Raw genomic sequence first — 23883 nt, forward strand, 5'->3', positions numbered from 1 at the left:
TCCTATGCTGTTTTCCGATATGCGGGTGATGCGCCGCGTGCGGATGATGGTTTATAGCCTGCGTTACAAAGGCGTTGTTGCAGTCTTTCAATAAGTTCCTGCACCGGTTCCGATGCATTGTTCTTTCCGGGATAAATATTATATCGGGCACGAACAAACTCTGGCGTGACGGAGGGCATGACGACGTTTGCACCAGCATGCAACCCCTTTTCTCGGCCATTAACATCCAGCGCATCCAGAGCGCTGGTTGCGGGTATGTTCGCCTTAGGGTTCATTATTCGTAACAATGCAGTAACACGCAGTGCTTCTTCCATTGATCCTGCAGAATAAGGGGCAAGCGGTGTATCCGGATGCGGGACGAACGGCCCTACGGCGATCATATCAAGAGACATATCAGACAACTTCAACAAATCATCAGCAAGCATTTCCTGCGTCATGTATGGTAGACCGGAAATAATGCCTGATCCTGTTTCAAAGCCAAGTCTGCATAACATGTTTACCCTTCTAAGCCGTTCTTTCATTGTTTGACCGGGGCGCATACGGGCATGCAGAGTTTCATCGAACGTTTCCATCTTCAAAAGATACCTATCAGCACCGCAGTCAAGCCAATATCTGTAGGTGTCCTCATCATGATCACCCAACGAGAGGGTGACGGATACGTCGCTAAGATTCTTTATCTTTTCAATTATTTTACCGACACGTCGGATATCCAGTTGTTCCTCGCCTGATTGAAGAACGACAGTGCCCATACCTGCTTCTATAGCGCAATGCGCTGCGGCAATGATTTCCTCGGTGCTTAATCTGAATCGCTTGAGAGCTACATTCGCGGCACGTAGTCCGCAATACTGACAGTTTTTTCGGCAATGGGTTGAAAATTCAACCACCCCTCGCTGAAAGACCTCCTGCCCAAAAGTGTCGTTACGGGTACGATAAGCAGTTTCGAACAATGAGCTTGCATCGGACGCGCGCAACGCGTCTAAGATCTCGTTCTTCTGCATAATTAATACTCCTGCATCGCTGAAATTGCGGAACCAGTCTTCACTTTGGCAATGGCACAGATGATCGTAAAGTACTGACCATAGCTGTACCAAAAACAACTAGCAAAAGAGTGAATGACTTAGTATCTTATGGGAAGTTATGCGCTGCGTGTTCCATGCAAAAAACATGTAGATATCCCCTGAGAGGGGTAGAAACTAAAGGAACCGGGTGGATGAACCCGGCCCTCCAGTTTTCTGCGGGTTTACTAATAGATATAAACCCGGTCTCGGCAGAGATATTTTTGAATAGCGGGACTACAGGTATAAGTCTCGTTCTCCCTCTTCAATGCGATGTAGCCGTGTTTCAACCAAATCACGGCGCTTTGCAGGGAAGTTATCCACCTCATTTTGAATCAGAGGAATACCGATAGAGCGCGTAGCTTCACCGGCGTAGTCATGCAAGTATTCTTTAAATGTAAACAGTGAGTTAGGATGGCAGAACTCTTGAATGAAGCCTTTTTTAGCTAACTCCATAAAGTGCTCACCGGTTCTACCCAGACGATAGCATGCAGTGCACCATGACGGAATATATCCGTTTTGTACGATTTCCTGAATAACGTCTTCAAGACTACGGTTATCACCTATACAGAACTGCTGGACATCAGGTCGGTCATAGTTCGGGTCAGTATAAGCTCCAGGATAAGTGCGTGAACCTGCACTTATCTGCGATACACCAAGATCAAGCAACTCACGTCGCATAATCCGGTCTTCTCGAGTACTGAGGATAAGACCTGTATATGGTACAGAAAGACGTAGTACAGCCACTAAACGTTTGAACTGCATATCTGAGATAGGGTACGGTGGATTGAATGCAATATCAGCATTAAGTGCAGGTTCCAAACGTGGGAAAGAAATTGTGTGTGGGCCTACGCCAAAACGTTTTTCCAGTTCCGCAGCATGTGCAAGACAACTGAGGATATCAAAACGATAGTCGTACAGACCAAGTAATGGTCCCATACCCACATCTTCGATCCCCGCCTCCATAGCTCTATGCAATGCATGCAGGCGCCACAAAAAGTGCTTTTTATGTCCGGTTGGGTGCAAAGCAGCATATGTTTTTGTATGGTAAGTTTCTTGGAAACACTGATAGGTTCCTATGCCCACGTCACTTAGCTTACGGAAACCTTCCACATCCAGCGGTGCACAGTTAATATTCACGCGCCGGATTTCACCGCTTTTTTCAGCGACTGTGTCATACACTGTTTGAACTGTTTCAGCGATCCAGTCCGCACCAAATTTTGGATGTTCTCCGTAAACAAGTAATAGACGCTTATGCCCCATATCTTCCAGGACTCTAACTTCACGCTGGAGTTCTTCAGGAGAGAGCGTGCGGCGATCTAATTCCGTGTTATCTGCCTTAAAACCACAATAAGTACAGTTATTCCCACATTCGTTAGTAACATAGAGAGGTGCAAAGAGAACTAACCGATTTCCGTAAATGGCCCGCTTAACAGCACGAGCAGTTTCAAATATCATTTCGTTTAATTCTGGGTCCTCCGCTTGTAGCAGGCAAGCGGTTTCCTCTAAGGTAAGGCCTTTAGCTTCGCGAGCTTTATCCAGAATATCGCGAACACGAGCTGATTCCGGCTGTGTTGTAGTGCGTATAATTTCATGAATAGCATTCTCGTCTATAAAATTTTCTAATCCTTCTGTATCTACTAACATATCCGCCTCCGTGGCTATACAAGTGAAGATTTAACTTTTACGCTAGAAAGGTTGCCAAGTTGACCGGTGAATGCACCAACCTCGTTCGTGGTTGCCTCAATGATAAGGGCAATGACACTAAGTCCCCTATCACGACACGGCAGGCCCATGCGGGCAAGAACGATGTTACTATGTTTGGTTATGATGTCATTCACACTGCCAGCCTCACGCTTTCTATCGCCAACAATGATACTTACAACGCCCATGCGCTTTTCCATGATCACATGCTCTCTTGTGTAGAACGTCGAAATTTGATCCATACGGGCAGGTCGGTTACGCGTTGAGTTCATTGCTCTTTTAGCCGACGGAAAAAAGGGCGGCCCTGAGGTTCAGACTATTCCTTCCCGCAGGCTGCCCGTAGGACTACGGTACTATTACAGTGCCAGTTTTACGCCTTTGGCTTTCAAAGCCTTAACGCCTGCACTTCGATCATTGTAGTGAGTGTGGAGTAAATGATGAGATTTATGCCCGCATGGACCTTCATGTAGAAAGCCATCCTTCGCATAAAGCTTCTTAATCATTGGGTTGTCCTGAGACTTGCGGATGGAATAAATCTTGCTGTCTGCATTGTACACGGACTGCTGACGCAAACCGACGAATTCCAAGGTCGCTGCGAACGCTTCACGGGTAACGTTAAAACCAAGAACTGAGTACCCGCAGGCGATACCAGCAACCTTGATGAAACCACGTCTGCTCATTAATCCTATTTTTTTCATAGTAATCTCCTAGCCTACACGTCGCTGATTGAAGCGGCGGTTGATCTTAGCAACAGTGCTATGGAAAAGCGAAGATTGGAGCATTTCAGGCTCAAGAGGTTGTCCGCCACCATTTACGCAACCACCGGGACAAGTCATGACTTCGATGAAGTGGTACGGTGATTTACCAGCGCGTACTTCGTCGCAGAGTTTTGCCGCATTTTGTAGGCCACTTACAACAGCAACCTTCACAGTACCGAAATTAGGTACAGGAATATCAGCTGTCTTGATGCCTTCATGGGCGCGGACTACTTTGATGTCCGGATTGGCAAGGGTGTTACCGGAAAGCACTTCGTAAGCAAGACGTAGTGCGGCTTCCATAACACCGCCACTGGTGCCGAAGATAGTCGCAGCACCTGTAGACATACCAAGAGCAGGATCCGGCTGTTCTTCAGGGAGCGAGGCAAAATCAATACCAGCCTGTTTGATCATCCATGCCAGTTCACGAGTATTGATGGTAGCATCAATATCACGGGAGCCACTTGCGTTCATTTCAGGACGGAGTCCCTCAAACTTTTTGGCAACACAAGGCATGATGGACACAGTGTACATCTTTTTGCTCTTAATGCCGGATTGTTCAGAACCATAGGTCTTAGCTAAAGGACCGAGCATACCAATAGGAGACCTACAGGTGGAAAGGTGAGCATTAAGATCTGGGTAAAAAGTTTCCGCAAACTTTACCCAGCCCGGGCAACATGAGGTGAATTGCGGCAATGGCTTATCACCTTTCTTAACCCTTTCGAGCAGCTCAGTGCCCTCTTCCATGATGGTAACGTCCGCAGTCCATTCGTTATCCCATACAAGGCCAAAGCCCAGACGGCGCAATGCTGCATGCATTTTGCCGCCGACGTACGTGCCTGTAGGCATACCAAAGCATTCGCCAAGGCCATAACGTACAGCCGGAGCAGGCATGGAAACAACAATGGTATCAGGGTCTTTGAGTTTTTCGAATATCTCACCAACATATGAGACCTGTTCACTGATTGCGCCAAAAGGACAGTTGGCAAGACACTGTCCACAGTTGACACATGCCGCAGGATCTACTACCCCGCGTTCACCATCCGGATGCATTTCCTGAATGGCTCCGGTAGGACAGTGGGTTTCACATTCGCCACATGCCTGACACTTGTCCTTGTCAACCTGAACAAAGAAGAGTGTGGAAGGATCAACACCCTGAGGGGCGGCAATTTTGTAGTTTACCCCCTCCATCTCCACATTGCTTCCCGTCGCCGGTAGCTTCAGGTTCGCTAAGTAGGCTGGCTTGGCAGTAGCCTGCTTTTCTTTTGCTCCAGACATAGACAACTCCTTTACTTTGTTACAATTATCCATTCCGGAATAACAACACTCCGTACGTGTTACGAAAATTAAAAAAATATTACAAGCAGAATAAAAAAATATTTTGCTTGCTACCTATCAATAGTGCTACTCGATTCACACTAACACGAGAGTGGTTCTAACTATCAAGATATATTGCTTTATTAAGAAAACATAAAAGCACAGAGTAACAGCGCTGTGGTTGAACAGAAATGTGATCGCAGAAGGACTGAAAAACAAACGCAGATATTGCAACAAAAAAGGGAGCCAAATGGCTCCCTTTTTTTACTGGTTCTAACATCTTTCAATCATTCATAATAAGAATTATAAGCTGTTAAACGTATTTTAAACATTGTGCTGGCGAACCGGACGGTTCGTCAGCACAAAACAATCAGTTGCCGATAACGGATATCGTAAGTAGCGCACAAGAAAAAAGAAGCTGTACGGCAAGTCTAAGGAGTTCTTTGGTTTATTTAATATGTCCGGTTTCAATTATCTCGTATGCACTGCTAAAAAGCGGTGAAGAGATAAGAAAATCCGCAGAGGACCGGTTACTTGCTGTGGGAATGTTGTAAAGGACAGCCAGACGAAGCAGCGCCTTAACATCGACATCATGAGGCTGAGGTTCCATTGGATCCCAGAAAAAAATAAGCACATCTATTTTTCCATCCGCTATTAACCCACCCAGCTGCTGGTCACCTCCAAGCGGGCCGGATTTCATTTTACTTACACCAGAGAACTGCTCCATTTCTGTGGCACTAGCCTTCTCCTGCAACAATTTCTCAACCATACTTCCTGTTGTCCCTGTCGCGAACAGATGATGATGGATTAATATGTCAAAGTTACAATCAACAAACTCCAACATAGTTTTTTTGCAGTTATCATGAGCGACAATAGCAATATTTTTTGTGAGTTCCATGAGCTTTCAATCCTATTAGTTAGTATGATTGTGAAACAAGTATCTGTTTTGGATGGTAGCATGGGTTGTTTTCGACAACAATATACTATGCGAAGCCTGTTACGTTTTTGTTAACAACCAATGTCAATGCAGTATAATACTGATTTCTGATTACCTCCATCCACGCTTGCATTATCTTTTCGTACGAATCTTCCTCAGATCAGTGCGCTCTCCATCTATTTTTGATATAGCTAATTGTGGTGCAAAATTCATAGTTGCTTCATTTTATCGTCTACATGTTGCGAGGACGTCATGACGGAACAACATAAGAGCGTTGATCAAGTTTTCTCAGAGCTATCATCATCAATGAACGGCCTGACCTCAGAAGAAGTCGAAAAACGGCTGGAAAAATACGGACAAAACGCTTTAATTGAAAAAAAGGCTAACCCGTTACTTAAACTTTTAGGTTTCTTCTGGGGGCCTATTCCATGGATGATCGAAGTAGCTGCCCTGCTATCCGCAATCGTGGGACGCTGGGCAGACTTTGTAATTATTGTAGTGCTGCTACTGTTTAATGCTGCTATCGGATTTTTTGAAGAGCATAAGGCATCCAATGCGCTGGATGCTTTGAAAAGTCAGCTGGCTCTCAAAGCTCGTGCATTGCGGGACAACACATGGGGAGAAGTTGAAGCAAATAATCTGGTACCCGGCGATATTGTACGCCTACGTCTGGGAGACGTCATTCCAGCAGATGTTGTTCTTGTAAATGGAGATTATATCAGCGTAGACCAAGCCGCCCTTACTGGAGAATCCCTGCCCGTCACAAAAGGGGTGGGTGACACAGCATATTCCGGTTCAGTTGCAAAACAGGGAGAAATGATTGCAGTGGTCTCCGGAACCGGATCCAACACCTTTTTTGGACGCACCGCAAAATTGGTAGAATCTGCAGGTGCAGTCTCACACTTCCAGAAGGCTGTACTCTCCATAGGTAATTACCTAATCTACCTGACTCTTGCTATGGTGGCCGTACTAATTCTTGTAGGTCTTGATCGTGGAGAACGCCCTCTTGAGCTTGTTCAATTTGCACTGATTTTAACTGTAGCCGCTATTCCTGTAGCTATGCCAGCAGTTCTTTCAGTAACTATGGCTGTAGGTGGTCTTGCTCTGTCTAAGATGGACGCCATTGTTTCCCGTCTGGAAGCTATTGAAGAAATGGCCGGAATGAATATTTTATGTTCGGATAAAACAGGCACTCTGACTCAGAACAAACTCACACTAGGAGACTCGGTTCTCTTTGGAGCCAAAAACGTCGAAGAGTTACTTCTAATAGGTTCTCTAGCCAGCAAAAGTGAAGATGGAGATTCTATTGATTTGGCGATCATGGCAAAACTTGAAAATCCAGATGCCCTTCAGCAATTTAACCAACTCAAATTTATCCCGTTTGACCCAGTCCATAAACGAACAGAAGCCGAAATCAAAGGGCCTGAGGAAACAACATTCAGAGTCACTAAAGGAGCCCCACAGACAATAATCAACTTAAGTGACTTGTCCGAAGCAGACAGAGCTAAGGCGTTAAAAGACGTGGATGATTTTGCAGCAAAAGGCTTCCGGACATTAGGTGTAGCTCGCTCCAGAAATAACAGTTCGTGGGAATATCTAGGCACGTTGTCTCTGTTTGATCCTCCTCGAGAGGACTCAATTGAAACTATATCGCAGGCCAATAAACACGGCATCGCAGTAAAGATGGTTACCGGAGACAATATAGCTATAGCCCGAGAGACAGCTAAAAAGTTAGGACTTAGTACTAACATAATTGAGGCTGAAGCTTTTTTTGATAAGGACGAGGATATACAAAGTCTTAGCTCAGATATTGAACGGCGCATTGAGAAAGCCGACGGATTTGCTCAAGTCTTTCCCGAGCACAAGTACGGTATTGTTAAGGCTTTTCAAGATCTAGGGCACCTTACAGCTATGACCGGTGACGGTGTTAATGACGCCCCTGCCTTAAAACAGGCTGACGTGGGGGTTGCCGTCTCTGGAGCCACTGACGCGGCTCGAGCTGCAGCGGATCTGGTTCTCACGGCACCCGGTCTATCCGTTATCATTCGCGCCGTTGAACATGCGCGTATGATCTTTGAACGCATGAATTCCTACGCCATCTACCGCATAACCGAAACCATCCGTATTATGCTCTTCGTGGTCATAGCCATTCTGGTATACAACTTCTATCCTATTACAGCCATAATGATCATCTTGCTGGCACTACTTAATGACATTCCTATCATGACCATAGCCTACGACAACACATGGCTGGATCCCAAACCTGTGCAATGGGATATGAAGCGTGTCTTGACCGTATCCACAGTGCTGGGGGTTATCGGAGTAGTAGAAACTTTCGGTCTACTAATTATTGCGAAAACCTGGCTTGGTCTGGACATAGCTCAGATTCAGTCCTTCATTTTCCTCAAACTTTCCGTGGCCGGACATCTTACCCTCTTTGTAGCTCGTTCCCGCAAACCTTTCTGGTGCAGGCCGTTTCCTGCCCCTTCCATGATCTGGTCCGCTCTGGCTACTAAGCTTCTTGCTACTCTCATAGTAGGAATGGGTTGGTTTATGGCTGCTGTTCCTTGGGAATACATCGGCCTTATCTGGGGCTATTGTATTCTTTGGATATTTATCGAGGATTGGACAAAACTGATCATTTACGACCACTTAAAATTGGAAAGTCCGCGTCACAAATGTTTCCTCAAGTGTCTGAATAAGTCCGTGCATCATCATACGCACTACGGAGTCAAATAGCCCTTTTTAGATATATATTTTCAAGCATCTTTGCTCGTGGCTGGTCTTATTCAATCCGGAGATTGTCAACGTATTAGCATAGCTTGTTTTAGCACATTACCAGTTTGACGGCGGTTAGCTGGCAGTCTCAAAAAAGGTTGGTTCACACTGGACTACTTCTTTATACGAGGCGTATTGGCGGATAGTACCATCACCCGTAATATGGATAATTGATTCAAAATGCTGAAGTAAACTCATATTGTGCACAATCATCAGGACGGTTTTTTCTTTAAGGGTAGTATGGAGCAGATCCAGCAATCTGTTTTCAGACTCTGTATCCATGTTGGATGTGGCTTCATCAAACAGGTACCAGCTGGTATTGCGTAGTAATGCTCGTGCCAGAAGAATTTTTTGACGTTGCCCACCGGACAACTGCTTGCCGTTTTCCCCCACTGAAGATGCCATCTGTAGCTCTTGTAGCCCACACTCTTTTATTCTCTCAATCAAATTGTTTTCAGAATATGAGACAGACATACAAAGATTATCGAGAACGGATCGATTGAACAAAAAACTGTCTTGCCCGATAGCAGAAAAAGATGCGCGATATTTTTGCAAGTCATACTCGCTGATATCTTTTCCATTTAGAGTAATTATGCCCTGATTCGGCTTAAAGAAACGTTCGATCAAAGAAAATACTGTGGATTTACCTGCACCATTTTGTCCGATGATGGCAATTTTCTCACCTTGTCCTACCGTTAAATTCGCATCTTTCAAAACATACTTATCACCATAGGCAAATGAGACATTCTTGAAAGCCAGCTCACAAAATTCAGGAACGGACTCACTGCCTCCCTGCTCACAATGTTCAGAACTGTGATCGAGTAAAAGAAAATAGCGCTCTGCGGAAGGGATAATGCCAGAAAGTAAAAATTTAATATTAAGAACGGCAGAAATGGGGTCAAGCACTTGTATGCTGTAGCTGATAAATGCAAACAAGCTCCCCATAGTAAGAGAATTATCCAAGATAAAATATGCACCTGTCAGCAGTAAAATTGCTTCCAAGCTGTGTATAAAAAAAACTTCAGAGCATAAATTCATGCTTTGCAGAATGGTTACCTTGCGTTGAGCATTAGCTACAGAAAAAACCTGCTTTGCAGCTTCATCCTGCATCTTATTTTGGATACCGAACAAACGGATATCCTTGATGCCATTCAAACTGTCTCCAAACCAATGTCCGAAGGACGTGATAAAATTTAATAGAACGTTAAACTGTTTTTTTTGTCTGTTGGAAAAGTAATGAACGCACAAGTATTTGACTGGAATAAAAAGAAAAACAAGCATAGCGAGTCGTTGGTCAATTACAAACAATCCGACAATTCCGCCACAAAAAGTAAGCAATTGTGTTACCACAAAAAAAACTGAGTTGTCGCAAATCTTATTAAGGTTACCAATGTCCGTAGTTAAATCATTGAGCATTTCCGCACTGTTTTTCTTTGTGAAATACGCGATATCTACGCGTAAGAAACTATCAAATGCATCTTTAACTAGTTTCTGATGTATTCCGGAGGCGATGTCCGCCCGCAAAAATTCCTTAAGCATCTCAGCCAGTGAACTGAGTATGATCGTGCCCAACATCATTGCAACAATGATACATACTGTCGTGAAATCTTGTTTTAGTACGCCGTCATCAATAAGCATTTTGTTCAAAAGCGGATATGCTATGGAAGCTGCGGTAAAAACTACAAGGCACAACAAAATCAACGCCAGTTTTCTTTTATAAAAAGAAAAAAGTGTAATGATGCGTGAAATAATCTGTTTATTTTGATTGAATGGCATTGGTCAGCAATCCAGTGTTGATAAAATGGTTTTGTATACCATGCTAATAAAGTTTTTTTCCGTGCAACCAGTGCTACTTGTTGCTGGAATATGATGTGATGATTGCCATTGATGTCGACCTTCGTCCAAGTTGCTATTCCAGCATATTGTCGCCCCATCAGTACTGCTGCAATAAATTGCGATATCAGCAAGTTTGTCCATATGGGACGCTGTCTGCTTATCAAACGCACCTTCTAAAAGCTGGACTCCACAAATATGCACATCTGCTTGTGCAGTTTCTTCCATTGCTCGAAAAAAGGAGTCATCTTGTAGTGTTTCGTACTGAATATAGTAAAAACGTTGCAGAGTTCCCGCAGGTACATTGGTCGCTATGCAAGCATGATATCCGTCCGTGGAGAAACTCTGTGCTAATTGTGCGCAAGTTCGCAACAATGTCTTTGAAGTGTGATCATAGACTATGATGAATGGAGCCTCTAAAGACTGCTGTTTCGGGAGAGGAAAATGCGGCAGACGCTTCTGTGAGCTCCAAAACTTATGTTGGAAACCTGCAGGGGGAAGTACAGAGAAGCTGTCAACAATCGCGACATGTTTTTCCATACTGCATACGTGGCGTATCATTTTTTGTTTCTCAGCCCGTGTCATAGTGTCATCAAAAGCCAAAACTATGGTGTCAAACTCACTACACCGTGTTGATGATGCACTATTACGCAATATACCATACTGGTTCAGAGGCACTTCCATGACCACATGAAAAAAGAAGAACTCTGTTAAGCCGCTCACATCGCCAATAACGAATGCATTAACAATCCAGTCAGGAAAACAAGGCGCATGCCTGAACAGTGGCATTTGAATATATGAAGCTAATGCTTCCAGTGTCTGTACAGGATGAAACCTGTACCCTTCATATAACATGGAGCATATACAGGCCGTTACATACGGTGCAGCAAAGCTATTCCCTGTGCCTGTTGAAATTCTTTCTAAGGTCTTGCATTGTAATGTATGATTGCCCCGTGCGGAGACCTCAATACCGTTAAAAGGACGATCGCAGAGTTTTAATTTCTGTTCGTCGGGCAATTCAGCTTCCTGCACACCGATAACATTCGAAAAAGATGCAGGATACGTCATATAGCCGATATTTGATTGAGCACAGACAACTATGGAACGCTTACTCAGCATGGAAATCAATGGTTGTAAGACATCAGCATCAGCAAAATTAACAGATCCAGCGCAAATTGTGACAATGTCAACAGAGTGATTAACGCACCATAAAAGGGCAGCACATAGAGCTTGAATATCGCCCTTTCCATTATGGTTATTGAGAACTTTTAAGCTACTGCACCGAAATAAATGGCAATATTTTTTTAAGATTGCCGCACACGTTGTTCCATGCGTCAGTTCTTTTACATCATGAACTGCACGTGGAACAAAGGTGTTTGTATCCGACGCAAATTCAAGATCATAACATAACGGTATATCGAAAATACTCCCGTTAATCCCGTCATCAATAAAAACAACATGTGCAGCAGCCATATGTGCTCCCGCAATGGGAGATATGTTCATGGGTTATTCCACTAGCCTATTTCCAATGATTTCAGTCAAACCATCAAGAGTATAGAAGCTAGGATCCTGAACATCTTTTTCTAAAGAAATAGAGAACTTTTTTTCCACTTCGAAAAAAACATATACCAAATCGCATGCATATATTTTTATGCGCTTCCCAAAAAAATTCTCCTTCCCTAAGCCTTTTTCAAGTAAATTGATATCAAACTTGTCCACAAAGAGTGCGTTCACAAATGCGCGTATCGTCTGAGTTTGAGCATTCACGTGAGTGTTCCTTTCGTTAAAACTGTTGCTAAGAGTGGCTAACACACTTCGACCTCAGCATTTGCAGCGAGCTGGTCAATGATCTTCATAAAAAAATGTTCCCGTTTCTGTCGGATTTCAATGGTGGTAGTCATATCCGTAAAGGGCTTGGAAGAAAGAACCTCAGGTTCAAGCATCAAAAGCGGAAAATGATCATCCTGTTCGTAGCCAGAAAACGTAGTCGTAATATTATCGAGAAGGAAACCGGAAACATCGATGCTGAATCTGTTCTCTAATAATTGAGTTAAGTTACTAAAATATTCTTTTGGATATTCATTATAAAGAGTGCAGATAATGGAAGCATCCGGCGAGATTCCCTGCGTCATCTCAAACGCAGTAATACCGAATCTGTTTGTAATTTTGGATGTTGCTGGGAGTAAACCTCCAGGTACGCCGATGATAATGACGTCAGGAGACTCAGTGACTTCGATATACTTTACGTAGTTACTGAAGAGAAGAATCTTCTCTTCCTCTGTAAAATCTTTGCTGAACATAAATCCGGGCACAGGGTTTCCTCCAACCAATTCTCCATATCCCCGGGAAGTAACCAGAGACACTTTGTAGCCTTGAGTTGTAAGAAAATCTTCCAGTGCAAGTTGTGTTTCAAATTTACTAACTTGTTCAATAAGTCCAAAGACCATTATAACAGGAGCATGGATGTCTTGCGCAATAATTTCATTACGCAATGCCTGCTTTGCTGTTTGGATGTGCTCAATGTTTTTATTGATATACTGAAATGTTACGCCATATTCAGAACATTTTTGTACAAGCCTATCACGTTCGGTTTCTGTCAGGTCAACTGTACAGGCAATGTTTTTCTTTCGTTCTATAGCAAGGTGCATACGTGGAATCAGACATTCATCCTTGCTCACGTGATTGTCAGATTGTGTGAAGAGAACTGTTTCACATTGTTCTAAGGCTTGTTCAAAATCATTTGTGACTGTCATTCCGAGGGGAGAACCTTTGTCGGCTACACCTGCATCCAGCCCGCACACTCCCCAACCGGAAGGAGAAACCAGCGCGGTAAAATCGAATTGTTTCACTTTGTCTGCATAGCGCAGTATTGGAAGAAACTGTCTGTCAAAAGGATATACAAGAGTTTTCTGTGCCATGCGCTTTTATCCCCATGCCTGTAATGTTGTTTTTTCATTTTCGAAAACATAGCCATGTTCAAGTAGCGTGCAGTAGTCGCGTAAAATTTCATGGGTTAAATATTTAACGCTGCTACATTCCTCAAGTCTCTTTTGTTTTGACAACGAATCAATATCATCCGCAACCGCAACACACTGATAGCAATGAATAAATGCCCAACATTTTTTGCATACATCTTCTGTAAGACGAGCAATGTTCAAAATTTTAGAAACTTGCTGCATATCAAAACCAGTGTCGATATGCCCGATACACGTGTTCTTTGATGTTTCACTTACCCGTTCACAGGGATAGAGTTCACCATCCACATTCATAAAAAGCTTTGTCGCTCCGGGAACGCATGGCCCACCCGGATGGCATTTCTCTGGTAACGATGAATAATGTTGACGCACTAAATACATTCGAGTCTGAATTTGTTGAAATTTTTCAGCCATGATTGCTGAAATGTACTTCCCATCGACCCGTTGTAATTTGTGAAGTAACAGTTTGAATTTATCTATTTCTTCATCAATAAAAAAGCTGTCTGGAACAATGACTTCATCTTTCTTATACTGCATTGAAACAAGGCTGGCTGTTACTTGTGCGCCTTCGAGTTCCTTGCTGGTTATAAAAAAGTTGTTTGTACACGCTTTACCTAGTGTCGGATCGATAACTGCATTAAAGATAATACGTTTATAAAATTCAGGGAAATGTGTTTTAATATGTTGAAGATTATGCATGATGGCATCGAACGTCCCCTTACCGGAGGCCGCAAAAACACGGTTTTTATCGTGTACTTCCTTTGAACCATCAAGACTGATCATAACTGAAAAGGCATTTTCGGATAAAAACCTAATATTTTCATCGGTAAAGAGTGTGCCGTTTGTCGTAACGTTAAAGAAAACCTTTTTACCTTCCGCACTTTTTTTTGCGTACGCGACTACCTTCTTCATTAAATCAAAAGCAAGCAGAGGCTCCCCGCCATAGAAATTGATTGCTACTGTCGGAATATCAACCGAACGCTGCAGAACAAAATCAATGCCTTTCTTTGCCATTTCAAAGGACATTTTTTTTCCGCTATGTTCCCTACTCTTATAACTTCCTGAGTAGATGCAGTATTTGCATCGCAGATTGCATTGCTGAGTAACCTGAAGTGTAATGCCTTCAACTCTTCGGCATAAAATTTCATTTAGAATTTGTTCGTATTGATGTTCAATTTGACAAACAGGGGAAGGATGAAGGTAACCTTCTCCGTACAATTTTTTTAAAAAAAGAGTATCGTCATTAGATAACTGCGTTTCTGTTTTTTTATCAAAAAGTGCATGAATATTCTTTGGAACTTTTATCACAGCATTTTTGTTGCCGTCGAAGAGGTAGTAATTACGTGGAGTGCAAAAAGGGTGCACTAGAGCTTTCGATAGTTCTTGCATATGAATCTGCTCATCTGTAAATGTTATACGCGTTTAAAAAATAGCCTTTACAATATGAGTATAGCTAAGACGTTATTACACCTTAGCTATACTCTGAATGCGTTACATACTAGTGAACAGAGTTGCTTCTTTTTATAGAATAAGTAATGCTGTAGCGGGTGTTACGTATGTAACAAGAGCAGTAAGAGCAGTAGCAAGAGCTGAATGCAGAAACTGTGTTAGTTGTATTTTGGTTTTTTTTAGCAAGTTTTTTCATTGTAATTTCCTTTTTTAGTAGTTTGTGAATCAGAAATCGATTTCTTCTTACAGGTTTCCCTATATCGAAATTAGATTATACTCTATTTTTTTATTTATAACAGTATTGCAGCAAAAAAATATATTAGTACTCAGTACATAGTACAAAAAAAGCCCCTACCATACGGTAAAAATTGAAAGTTACCATAATGCCCAATTATGAGTTAAAAAATAAGCCCCATAGGAACTACCTATGGAGCTTATTCTTACTTTTCAGTCAGATCGTTTTTGCTTACGTAAATTTCTATTTTCGGCTCCTAGAGCCGGAAGAATCTCATTTTTTACGTTTCACGGTTTGTTTATAATAGTCTCCCACGGCCTCATGCAAGGCGTTGGCTGCTAACCAAGCGCAATGCTGGTCATCAACAGGCAGACAGTCAGCCCCTCCCAAACCTTCAAGAACAGTCTCTCCCGTGATTGCAGCAAGGTCGTCACAAGGCTTGCCCACGGCCAGCTCCGCAGCCATGGACCCGCTGATCATGCTGGAACCGCAGCCGTCAGTAGCGAACCCGGCATCACAGACTCTGTCGTCGTCAATATACAGGAATATTCGTATAGTCTCACCGCACCCCCCAGTGGATGCGCCCTCATAGTTAGCCTTGGCGGGTTTTCCCCGATGCGGCGGGTTGCGCCAACGCTCAAACCCCGCCTGCCCAAAGGCCTCAATGGTTTCGTTATTAATTTTACCCTGAAGTTCATTCACAATTTCATCAAAACTGGGCACTTTCTCGTCCGTTTGTTAAAATGTTACACTCTGCCTCAAATTGAGTTCCTTGGCGAACTTTTAACACCCTGAGCTTTATTCTTCAATAACAATTGGTTATCAGGTTATAAAGTATACTATGACCGGAGGAAATGTCTGATCCTACAACAAAAATGTCGACACCAAGTTAAGCCACAAGGTCATACTGTTCATTGCGATACTTAAAGGTGGCAGGGAAAAGCCAGTCATTACTCGAATGTTGCCGCCTTAGATTATAGTACGCCTCGATATAGTTAAATAGAGCCAATTCGGCTTCATGCTTGGTTTTAAATCTCCTGTGACGGATCAGCTGATTTTTGATTGTTTGAAAAAAAGACTCTGCTACTGCGTTGTCCCGGAAGTTCCCTTTCCGGCTCATGCTCTGAATGTAGCCGTGCTTTTTCAAGCACCTGCGGAAATCCTTGCTTGCATACTGTACGCCTCGGTCACTGTGGATCAGAATACCGGAAGAGGGTTTCCGTCGTGCCACAGTCTTCTTTAAAGCATGGATAACGGAATGCCGTTCTAACGAATCACTAAAATCCCACCCAACTACCATTCGGGAATACAGGTCGATGAGCACGGTCAGATAATGCCACTTTCGTCCAACCTTGATGTACGTAATATCAGTAACCCAAGCCATATCGGGAGCTGACGTAGTAAAATTGCGATCGAGCAGATTAGGAGCAACAGGCTCCGTATATGCAGAATCTGTTGTAGGGATAAATTTCTTCGCATACTTACAGCGTAGTCTCAATGCTCGCATATGCTTGGCAACACGAGCCTGACTAACACTCTGGAATAAAGGCTCATCACGCAATTCAGAGGTGAGCATAGGGCTTCCGATCATCCCATTATGTTCGTTGTATATTGCTATGGTCCGCTTGCGAAGTAGCGCATTTACCTGTTTTCGTTGTGACTCTGGACGCTTACATCACGCATAATATCCGCTCATGGAAATTTGTAGGGTCTGGCACATCTTCTTCATCGGAAACGTAGAGCGTTTTGACTTGACGAATTTGAATCTCATTTCGATGTTCTGCTGAAGATGCCCAAAGCTTTTTTAAAATATCACGCTCCATTTCAGCATCTTGGAGCCGTTTTCGAAGCTCTTTTATCTCTCGTTGCTCTTCTGTTAAAGCCCTCTTTTCCACGATCTGGAAATGCGATTTCTTTGTGTGCTGTCAGCTCCCTACGCCAACGATAGAGCAGACCCTTAGGAATCTCCAAACTCTCTGCTACACCTGCGACAGTTCGACCTTCTTCATCACAGAGCAGAACAGTATTCTTTTTGAACTCAGCATCATATGATCTACGCATTCGGACACTCATCTCCATCTCCTCTTTAATTCAGGATAATGGCTTAACTATGTGTCCACAAGTTTGTAACAGGATCAGGCAGTACTCATAACGGCTCATTGTGCCGGCTATCGGCTCAACCTCACTCGTTCAGAACCCTTAGGCTTGTACAAAATAGTTTCTGAAGCACCTAGTCGCGGGGATTTAGCAAGCTTCTGCTTCTCTCCGGAGAATGAATACAAAGATCTTACAGCTGACCGTAATTACCTTGGCACAAGTCTACTTTGCCCTTCCGGCCAGAAGCCTCTTTTAAAGGAAGTTGTTGGCGTGGACGGCGATTCACTCACAGTCAAATTCAGCTCGATGAAGGTGAACGACACCATTTTCATACTGACGAGCCGGGCTCACGACAGCAACGGGCGCAAACTGCCACACGAATTACGCTCAGGCACCATTCCTGGAAGCAAAGCACTCCTACTTTCTACACATCACAAAAACAGTTTTGACAGCAGATATTTTGGACTTGTGGATGTAATGGCGCTCCGCAAAGTCATCCCCGTTTTCACCTTTAACTAACAGGAGTCAATCATGACCATTACCACCAAAGAGTACTTACAAGAAGCCGCGCTACAAGCCGACGCAGACGCAACTGAACTTGCTGAATTCAATGAAGGTGTTCCGGTTGATCCGGATGTAGCCGACCACATGAGTGCATTTGAAGAAGTCGCTTTGCGTTTCAAGGATCTTGATAAGCCGCTTAATCGCGAGTTGCTGGAAAAAACCCTCAAAGAAATGAGGTAAACACGTATGAAAGCCCAAAGGAAACCATTTCATCAGGAATTTGCAGAACAGATTATCGACGACTTGAAAAACGGCACAGCGCCTTGGCAAAAGCCGTGGAAGGCAGGCGAATTCCACCCACCGTTCAATCCAATCTCTGGCACCATCTACAGTGGCGTTAACTTCGTATCACTTGCTCGCGAGGGCATGGATGATCCGCGATTCGTTACCTTCAACCAAGCCAAAAAGGAAGATTGGCGTATCAAAAAAGGTTCTAAGTCCCGACCTGTGGTCTTCTGGCAGTTTACTAAAGAAGAAAATGTCCTCGATGACAACGGCAAGCCTGTTTTAGGCGACGACGGCAAACCTAAAAAAGAGGAACTCCGACTTGAGCGCCCTATTCTGCGCTTTGCCAGCGTATTCCACGCGACACAAGTTGAAGGAATGCCAGAATGGAAGGGACGGGATGTTAGCTGGAATCCACACGAACGCAGTGAAGCGATTCTCGAAGGCTCCGGCGCATCTATTACCCACGATCAGCGCGACCGCGCATTCTTTTCTTACACTTGGGATCAAATCAAACTCCCACCTAAAGACAAGTTCGAAGATCAGAACAAATACTACGCGACCGCGCTCCATGAACTTGGCCATTGGACCGGTCATGAAAAGCGTTGGAACGGCAACGAGCGCACCTTCGGCCCGAAAGGAACGCAGGAATACGCACGAGAAGAATTGAACGCCGAAATCGGAAGCTGGATGACCGCTATGGAACTCGGCCTCGAGTACGATCGTGGCCAACACCTCTCCTACGTAGACAGCTGGATTCAGGCCCTTGAGAAAGATCCATACGAGATTATGCGTGCTTGCCAGACCGCTGAGCGCATCAAAGGCCACATGCTCGGCTTTGAAAAAGGTATCAAGATGGAAGATCAGAAAGAAGAAAAGATAGCTAAGGAGAGGTCCAAAGGGGAGCGTGAGCACGATCGAACTCCAGCGCAGCCAGCTATAAATAAAACGTTCCTTGCCGTTCCATTTTCACAAAAAGACGCTGCCAAAAAACTCGGTGCAAAATGGGATGGTCGTAAGAAGAGTTGGTACGCTCCGGAAGGTGCTGACATGTCCGGCCTGAATCAATGGCTGCCGAAAGAAAACCATCAAGAGAGCAAGCCGCACATGGCTCCAGAGCAAGAGTTTGCTCAAGCACTGCGTGAGGCTGGCCTGATCGTGGAAGGCTTGCCCATTATGGACGGAAAGCTCCAACGTGTTCGAGTTGAAGGCGGCCGTCAGAACGCCAAGGACGGCACTTACACTGGCTATTTAGATGGTCGCCCTGCCGGATTTATCGAGAATCATAAAACAGGTTTTCGAACTAACTGGAAGGCTAACGGGCACAAGCTTTCTCCTGAAGCAATGGCCGAAATTAAAGCAAATGCTGCAATCCGGCATGAAGCTCGCGAGCTGGAACGAAAAGAAGAACAAGATCGTGCTGCTAGACGCGCCTATGTTAAATGGAAAAATGCCAAGGGTTGGGCACCGGATGATCAGCAATACCTTCAGAAAAAAGGTGTGAAGAGCCACGGAACCAAGATTGATATGCATGGAAATTTGCTTATCCCGGGACGCGACTCCGGCGGCCGCATACAAACCATGCAGACCATTACAACGGATGGAAAATTGTTCGAGTCCGGAGCCAAGAAACAAGGCGCGTTTCACCTCATTTCGCACTATTCAAGCACAAACTTGAAACAGCCAATTCTTATTGCTGAAGGCTACGCAACGGCTGCGAGCATTCATGAGGCAACACATAAGCCTGTAGCGGTCGCATTTGATGCTGGAAACCTTGAACCGGTGGCAAAAGAGCTGAAAAAAGTGTTTCCAGATGCTCCGTTTGTTTTTGTTGCTGACGATGATCACACCCAGAAAAACAATCCTGGCATCACAAAGGCCCACGCAGCAGCACGAGCCGTTGATGGCGCTGTCCTTGAGCCAAAGCTTACTGAGGCTGAAAAAGCAAAGGGGCTAACGGATTACAACGACATTCATCAAGAGCGCGGACTTGACGCACTCAAAGTTGAACTGAACGTCGGCATTCGCAAAGCGCTTAGCAAAAAACAAAGCCACGAGCTGGTTCCTCAGTAATAAACATGCGTCTCGTCTGCTTAGGCGGGACGCCCTTCCCACCAGCATCTTCCCATCAAATTTCATAGGACAAACATATGCGACTATTCATAGCTGAAAAACCGTCTTTAGGCCGCGCTATTGCAGAAGGACTCGGCAATGGCAAAAAGTACGAAGGCTACATCACGTGCGGAAACGACACCGTAACTTGGTGCTTTGGACATTTGCTCGAGCTGGCTAATCCAGACCACTACGACCCAGCTTTAAAGAAATGGGATGCTAAAGCGCTCCCGATCATTCCTGATGAATGGAAGCTCCTCCCCCGTAAGGGCGTTGCAAAACAGCTCAATGCCATCAAAAAACTGTTGAAGAAAGCTGACGTTGTAGTCAACGCCGGTGATCCGGATCGCGAAGGTCAGCTACTCGTTGATGAAGTGCTTAAACACTTTAATTACTCTGGCGACACGCAGCGCATATGGCTTGCATCCCTTGATGAAAAATCTGTTGCAACGGCGCTCAGCTCTCTGAAGAACAACAAAGACTATGCCACACTCTCACAAGCAGCACTTGCCCGTTCCAGAGCCGACTGGCTGACAGGAATCAACGCAACTCGTGCAATGACTTTGCTTGGCCGATCTAAAGGAATGCAAGGCGTGTTGTCTCTTGGCCGAGTGCAAACTCCGACGCTAAACTTAATCGTCACACGCGACAGAACGATCGCTAGTTTTAAGCCGCAAAAATACGCAGTCGTGCAAGCTGCGCTGAATCATGAAAAGGGATCTTTTAAAGCGCAACTCCAGCCCTCAGAAGACATGACAGGCCTAGATGAAGAAGGCCGTCTCATTGATACCGCAAAAGCTGAGGCAATTACAAAAGAGGCGACGAACCAGACAGGAACGATTGTTGAAGCTACTTCACAGAAAAAGACCATTCATCCCCCTCTGCCTCATTGCCTATCCTCTCTGCAGAAGGCAGCTTCGGCAAAGTTCGGCATGTCGGCCAAAGAAGTCTTAGACATCGCGCAGCGTCTCTACGAGAAAAAGCTGACAACTTACCCACGCTCAGATTGCCGTTACCTTCCGGAAGAACAATTCGACGATGCTACACGCATCCTAAAGGCGCTCTCTTCAACTCCAGTATTTAAAGCAGCAAATCCAGAGTTAAAATCAAAAGCCTGGAACACAAAAAAGATCACAGCCCACCACGGCATTATCCCGACTGGACAAACGCCAGCGAACCTTCCTGCAGAAGAAGCAAAGCTGTTCGAGCTGATCAGCACGACCTACGCCCTCCAGTTCCATCTGCCACGTACATATGAGGCAAAAAAGATTGTTTCCGAGATTGCTGGTTATCTCTGGTCAACAACCGGCCAAACAACACTTGAGACTGGCTGGATGAAGTTCGACAAGCAACCTGAAGAACAACCGTTGCCGGCCGTGGAAAAAGACGATGCTGTCTCCTGCGTTGAGTCAAAAGTGGAGCTTAAACAAACAAAGCCCCCTGCAAAATTCACAGAGGGCACACTGATCATGGCGATGGCCAGTATTCACCGTTTCATTGATGACGCTGAAGCAAAAAAAACTCTGAAAGAAAACGAAGGGATCGGCACCGAAGCCACACGCGCCGGCATCATCGAGACTCTAAAACAGCGTGGCTACATCAAAGCAGATAAGAAAAATCTTGTTTCGACCGAACTCGGCCAGAACATCATCGCCCTAACTCCGGAACAATTGAAGGACCCGATTACAACAGCGCTATGGGAATCTCGCCTAAGCGCGATCGCAGCCGGCACTGAACAGTTCGACACATTTATGTCCGATCAAGTGCACTTACTGCCAACCCTCATAACCCCAATCACTGAATCAGCCGGCACTGGCCTACAAGGTCACTCCTGCCCAGAATGCGGCAAAGCTCTGCGCCGACTTCCTTCAAAAAAGGATAAAGACAAATTCTTCTGGGCCTGCTTCGAACACGACAAACCTGTCTTTCTTCCAGACGTAAAAAGAAAGCCTGGAACAAAACAGCCAAAGCAACAACTACCTCAAGCCCCCTGCCCCGAAGAAGGCTGCGACAAAATGATGCGCCGTTTTGAATCAAAGAAACACAAAGGCAAGTTCTTCTGGGTCTGCGAAAACAAAGAGCACCCGCTAAGAAGCGACGATGGGGGAAGACCTGGTATGGATTTTAGGAGGTAGTTATGAAAAAGAATGAATATGTCATGGTTGAAGAATGGGATGCCAAAAATCAATCTCTTACCGAAGCATTTCAACAGTATTCACAAGAAATTGGTTTGATCAACACGAAATACATAATCAGCTCTCATCGAGCCGAAGATAAAAACCATATAGTTATTTATGGAAAATGCGATTCCAAACAGCCAGAAGGCACAGTCCACCTTTTTCTTTCAACAGCATTTACAGATGACGACGCCCCACCGGTTTTAGCGGATCTAGGGAAAAGTGGAATTGAACATGTTACGCTAAAAGAAGAAAGTGCAAAGAAATTTCATAGTGACCCGTTAGGGGTGGTGCAGGAACTTCAAAAAAACATAATTTCCCCCATCACGGAAGAATTTATTGCTTTTTGCAAACCTCTATTTAAAACAGTCTCTTTACGTTACACCAAGGGTGGTACTCACGACCTTCTGTTGTGGTCAAATGACTCAATAGACGAACCCACAGGATGCATAACTTTTGAAGAAAGTACACCAGAATGGAATTTTATCTGGTTTGAAGAAGATATTACACCATTAAATCGTGACTTAAATCTTGCTCAGAAAGTCATCTTGAATGGCCTAAAAAAGAGAGCACAAAACCGAAAAAAAGTGATTTCTTTTCTCACAAGATGTGCTGCTGAATGCTTTTATGAAGAAAGTCAGGGACAGTTCCTCGGACATAAGCAAAAATACCCAGATAACGCTTATGTCTTTAAAAATCCCAAAAAAGAAGCAGCAATTTTTTTAAATTTAGCTGTTGGTGTTCTTAGAAGGCACGGAACCAAGTCAACCATTAGATTTAAAAAAGACCCTAAAGACTTTCGTGAACTACTTAAGAGAGTTGAAGAAATTAATACTGCTGCGGAAAATCTTTATAAAAAGCAATGGTAACGACTATGAGAATTGAAATGATAGAACTTTCATGCGTTGGATTTCTCATATAGTTTCTCGAAGACCATCCAGATAATCATACTATAGAATTAGATGGTTCTGAGTCAGAAGGAGTTACACTAGAGGATCTCTTTTGCCTTGGTGTGGTAATAAAGCGAAAAAACTGTTATTTGCATTGGATCCATTCATTCTTAAGAGGCGTTATGGACCACATGATCAACAAGGGATACCGCAAGAGCTCGAATACTTGCGGTATCCATTCGGACATGCCAGTTAGTCTGTCCAATCGGTCCATCTTTTAGCTCAAACCCTTCAATATCATTTTGAGTCCCGTATGCTTCTATGTTGCAATGTGAAATTGCATTTCTAAACCGACGAAGAAATTGCCGGAGTGTTGCATTTGAGCCTTCCTCATCTTGCAGTGTATCAAAGGCAATATCTACATTGAAATCTTCTATTGTTCCCGAAGGAGCATGGCGCCCCTCTTTGATGAAGACAACCATACCAAGGCATGAATTAATGAGCTGAGTTACATTAAAGACACTGTCCTCCCCTCTACCCCTAGCAGCATCAATGAAAACAAGGTTAGCTTTCGTTCGTAGTGCAAAATCTCGATGAAGTTCGTTATAAAGTCCCATCTAATTCTCCCGAATCTGCTCGTAAGCATCTCAGTTATATCCTTCACATTAGCCAGCAACTTATTAACATCAAAAGATCACTCAAAAAAGGGATAGATTGTTGCTAATATGAATACAAATTAACCAACACCTGTGAACTTCATTTTTGCTACAAACACAATGT

General features: G+C 44.2%; 20 protein-coding genes and 1 pseudogene. 6 read left to right on the plus strand and 15 right to left on the minus strand.

Annotated features, from left to right (window positions below; translation table 11 throughout):
* Positions 1 to 2: 2 nt before the first annotated feature.
* From hydE to F461_RS0114540, 6 genes are all read right to left on the minus strand, one after another.
* The gene (hydE, locus tag F461_RS0114515; RefSeq protein WP_020001890.1) at positions 3 to 998 is read right to left on the minus strand and encodes a [FeFe] hydrogenase H-cluster radical SAM maturase HydE; all 996 of its coding nucleotides are present in this window, start codon (positions 996 to 998) and stop codon (positions 3 to 5) included.
* Between the two features lie 294 nt (positions 999 to 1292).
* Entirely contained in the window at positions 1293 to 2702 is a 1410-nt protein-coding gene (gene hydG, locus F461_RS0114520; protein ID WP_020001891.1) for a [FeFe] hydrogenase H-cluster radical SAM maturase HydG, read from the minus strand.
* 14 nt (positions 2703 to 2716) lie between these two features.
* On the minus strand, positions 2717 to 3031 hold the full coding sequence (locus F461_RS0114525) for a TM1266 family iron-only hydrogenase system putative regulator (protein ID WP_234702120.1): 315 nt from the start codon (positions 3029 to 3031) through the stop codon (positions 2717 to 2719).
* An 84-nt stretch (positions 3032 to 3115) separates the two neighbouring features.
* Complete coding sequence (locus F461_RS0114530; RefSeq protein WP_020001893.1) at positions 3116 to 3457, minus strand: iron hydrogenase small subunit; 342 nt, start codon at positions 3455 to 3457, stop codon at positions 3116 to 3118.
* 9 nt (positions 3458 to 3466) lie between these two features.
* Positions 3467 to 4792, minus strand: a complete 1326-nt coding sequence (locus F461_RS0114535; RefSeq protein WP_020001894.1) for a [FeFe] hydrogenase, group A — start codon at positions 4790 to 4792, stop codon at positions 3467 to 3469.
* A 487-nt stretch (positions 4793 to 5279) separates the two neighbouring features.
* Positions 5280 to 5729, minus strand: coding sequence for a methylglyoxal synthase (locus tag F461_RS0114540; RefSeq protein WP_020001895.1), 450 nt, complete (start codon positions 5727 to 5729; stop codon positions 5280 to 5282).
* A 291-nt stretch (positions 5730 to 6020) separates the two neighbouring features.
* Here F461_RS0114540 and F461_RS0114545 point away from each other — a divergent pair, with 291 nt between their 5' ends.
* Positions 6021 to 8507: a plasma-membrane proton-efflux P-type ATPase gene (locus F461_RS0114545; protein ID WP_026364792.1), complete on the plus strand. Its 2487-nt coding sequence runs from the start codon at positions 6021 to 6023 to the stop codon at positions 8505 to 8507.
* Between the two features lie 114 nt (positions 8508 to 8621).
* On the opposite strand, the gene F461_RS0114550 is transcribed toward F461_RS0114545, so the two are convergent.
* From F461_RS0114550 to F461_RS18060, 8 genes and pseudogenes are all read right to left on the minus strand, one after another.
* Complete coding sequence (locus F461_RS0114550) at positions 8622 to 10322, minus strand: ABC transporter ATP-binding protein (RefSeq protein WP_020001897.1); 1701 nt, start codon at positions 10320 to 10322, stop codon at positions 8622 to 8624.
* 3 nt (positions 10323 to 10325) lie between these two features.
* Positions 10326 to 11852, minus strand: a complete 1527-nt coding sequence (locus tag F461_RS0114555; protein ID WP_026364793.1) for a S8 family serine peptidase — start codon at positions 11850 to 11852, stop codon at positions 10326 to 10328.
* Positions 11853 to 11885: 33 nt separating this feature from the next.
* Positions 11886 to 12146: a hypothetical protein gene (locus tag F461_RS0114560; protein ID WP_020001899.1), complete on the minus strand. Its 261-nt coding sequence runs from the start codon at positions 12144 to 12146 to the stop codon at positions 11886 to 11888.
* Between the two features lie 38 nt (positions 12147 to 12184).
* A complete protein-coding gene (locus F461_RS18055) occupies positions 12185 to 13297 on the minus strand; it encodes a TIGR04066 family peptide maturation system protein (protein WP_020001900.1) in 1113 nt (370 codons plus the stop codon).
* Between the two features lie 6 nt (positions 13298 to 13303).
* Positions 13304 to 14743, minus strand: coding sequence for a Cys-rich peptide radical SAM maturase CcpM (gene ccpM, locus F461_RS0114570; RefSeq protein ID WP_020001901.1), 1440 nt, complete (start codon positions 14741 to 14743; stop codon positions 13304 to 13306).
* A 109-nt stretch (positions 14744 to 14852) separates the two neighbouring features.
* Positions 14853 to 14999: a CLI_3235 family bacteriocin precursor gene (locus tag F461_RS19665; RefSeq protein ID WP_073020908.1), complete on the minus strand. Its 147-nt coding sequence runs from the start codon at positions 14997 to 14999 to the stop codon at positions 14853 to 14855.
* A gap of 312 nt (positions 15000 to 15311) precedes the next feature.
* A complete protein-coding gene (locus F461_RS0114575) occupies positions 15312 to 15761 on the minus strand; it encodes an iron-sulfur cluster assembly scaffold protein (RefSeq protein ID WP_020001902.1) in 450 nt (149 codons plus the stop codon).
* A gap of 166 nt (positions 15762 to 15927) precedes the next feature.
* Positions 15928 to 17111: pseudogene (locus F461_RS18060) on the minus strand (IS3 family transposase).
* A gap of 75 nt (positions 17112 to 17186) precedes the next feature.
* Here F461_RS18060 and traF point away from each other — a divergent pair.
* From traF to F461_RS0114610, 5 genes are all read left to right on the plus strand, one after another.
* The gene (gene traF, locus F461_RS18070; RefSeq protein ID WP_073020911.1) at positions 17187 to 17654 is read left to right on the plus strand and encodes a conjugative transfer signal peptidase TraF; all 468 of its coding nucleotides are present in this window, start codon (positions 17187 to 17189) and stop codon (positions 17652 to 17654) included.
* A 12-nt stretch (positions 17655 to 17666) separates the two neighbouring features.
* Positions 17667 to 17879 carry a hypothetical protein gene (locus F461_RS18075; protein ID WP_020001906.1) on the plus strand — a complete coding sequence of 71 codons (213 nt, stop codon included), beginning with the start codon at positions 17667 to 17669 and terminating at the stop codon, positions 17877 to 17879.
* 6 nt (positions 17880 to 17885) lie between these two features.
* Complete coding sequence (locus F461_RS0114600) at positions 17886 to 19997, plus strand: zincin-like metallopeptidase domain-containing protein (protein ID WP_020001907.1); 2112 nt, start codon at positions 17886 to 17888, stop codon at positions 19995 to 19997.
* 77 nt (positions 19998 to 20074) lie between these two features.
* A complete protein-coding gene (locus F461_RS0114605) occupies positions 20075 to 22171 on the plus strand; it encodes a DNA topoisomerase III (protein WP_020001908.1) in 2097 nt (698 codons plus the stop codon).
* A gap of 2 nt (positions 22172 to 22173) precedes the next feature.
* The gene (locus F461_RS0114610; protein WP_020001909.1) at positions 22174 to 23082 is read left to right on the plus strand and encodes a hypothetical protein; all 909 of its coding nucleotides are present in this window, start codon (positions 22174 to 22176) and stop codon (positions 23080 to 23082) included.
* Between the two features lie 191 nt (positions 23083 to 23273).
* On the opposite strand, the gene F461_RS0114615 is transcribed toward F461_RS0114610, so the two are convergent.
* Positions 23274 to 23720 (minus strand): HEPN family nuclease, encoded by a 447-nt coding sequence (locus F461_RS0114615; protein WP_020001910.1) that lies wholly within the window; start codon positions 23718 to 23720, stop codon positions 23274 to 23276.
* Positions 23721 to 23883: the final 163 nt, after the last annotated feature.

The sequence above is a fragment of the Halodesulfovibrio aestuarii DSM 17919 = ATCC 29578 genome, assembly GCF_000384815.1.
In the GTDB taxonomy this organism is placed as follows: Bacteria; Desulfobacterota; Desulfovibrionia; order Desulfovibrionales; family Desulfovibrionaceae; genus Halodesulfovibrio; species Halodesulfovibrio aestuarii.

What these genes read in the sequence shown, in the direction of transcription:
- ccpM (WP_020001901.1), bottom strand. Translation starts at nt 14,743, where the DNA reads ATGCAAGAACTATCGAAAGCTCTAGTGCACCCTTTTTGCACTCCACGT.
- hydG (WP_020001891.1), bottom strand. Translation starts at nt 2,702, where the DNA reads ATGTTAGTAGATACAGAAGGATTAGAAAATTTTATAGACGAGAATGCT.
- F461_RS0114615 (WP_020001910.1), bottom strand. Translation starts at nt 23,720, where the DNA reads ATGGGACTTTATAACGAACTTCATCGAGATTTTGCACTACGAACGAAA.
- F461_RS0114605 (WP_020001908.1), top strand. Translation starts at nt 20,075, where the DNA reads ATGCGACTATTCATAGCTGAAAAACCGTCTTTAGGCCGCGCTATTGCA.
- F461_RS18055 (WP_020001900.1), bottom strand. Translation starts at nt 13,297, where the DNA reads ATGGCACAGAAAACTCTTGTATATCCTTTTGACAGACAGTTTCTTCCA.
- F461_RS0114600 (WP_020001907.1), top strand. Translation starts at nt 17,886, where the DNA reads ATGAAAGCCCAAAGGAAACCATTTCATCAGGAATTTGCAGAACAGATT.
- F461_RS19665 (WP_073020908.1), bottom strand. Translation starts at nt 14,999, where the DNA reads ATGAAAAAACTTGCTAAAAAAAACCAAAATACAACTAACACAGTTTCT.
- hydE (WP_020001890.1), bottom strand. Translation starts at nt 998, where the DNA reads ATGCAGAAGAACGAGATCTTAGACGCGTTGCGCGCGTCCGATGCAAGC.
- F461_RS0114540 (WP_020001895.1), bottom strand. Translation starts at nt 5,729, where the DNA reads ATGGAACTCACAAAAAATATTGCTATTGTCGCTCATGATAACTGCAAA.
- F461_RS0114530 (WP_020001893.1), bottom strand. Translation starts at nt 3,457, where the DNA reads ATGAAAAAAATAGGATTAATGAGCAGACGTGGTTTCATCAAGGTTGCT.
- F461_RS0114550 (WP_020001897.1), bottom strand. Translation starts at nt 10,322, where the DNA reads ATGCCATTCAATCAAAATAAACAGATTATTTCACGCATCATTACACTT.
- F461_RS0114545 (WP_026364792.1), top strand. Translation starts at nt 6,021, where the DNA reads ATGACGGAACAACATAAGAGCGTTGATCAAGTTTTCTCAGAGCTATCA.
- F461_RS0114610 (WP_020001909.1), top strand. Translation starts at nt 22,174, where the DNA reads ATGAAAAAGAATGAATATGTCATGGTTGAAGAATGGGATGCCAAAAAT.
- F461_RS0114555 (WP_026364793.1), bottom strand. Translation starts at nt 11,852, where the DNA reads ATGGCTGCTGCACATGTTGTTTTTATTGATGACGGGATTAACGGGAGT.
- F461_RS18075 (WP_020001906.1), top strand. Translation starts at nt 17,667, where the DNA reads ATGACCATTACCACCAAAGAGTACTTACAAGAAGCCGCGCTACAAGCC.
- F461_RS0114535 (WP_020001894.1), bottom strand. Translation starts at nt 4,792, where the DNA reads ATGTCTGGAGCAAAAGAAAAGCAGGCTACTGCCAAGCCAGCCTACTTA.
- F461_RS0114525 (WP_234702120.1), bottom strand. Translation starts at nt 3,031, where the DNA reads ATGAACTCAACGCGTAACCGACCTGCCCGTATGGATCAAATTTCGACG.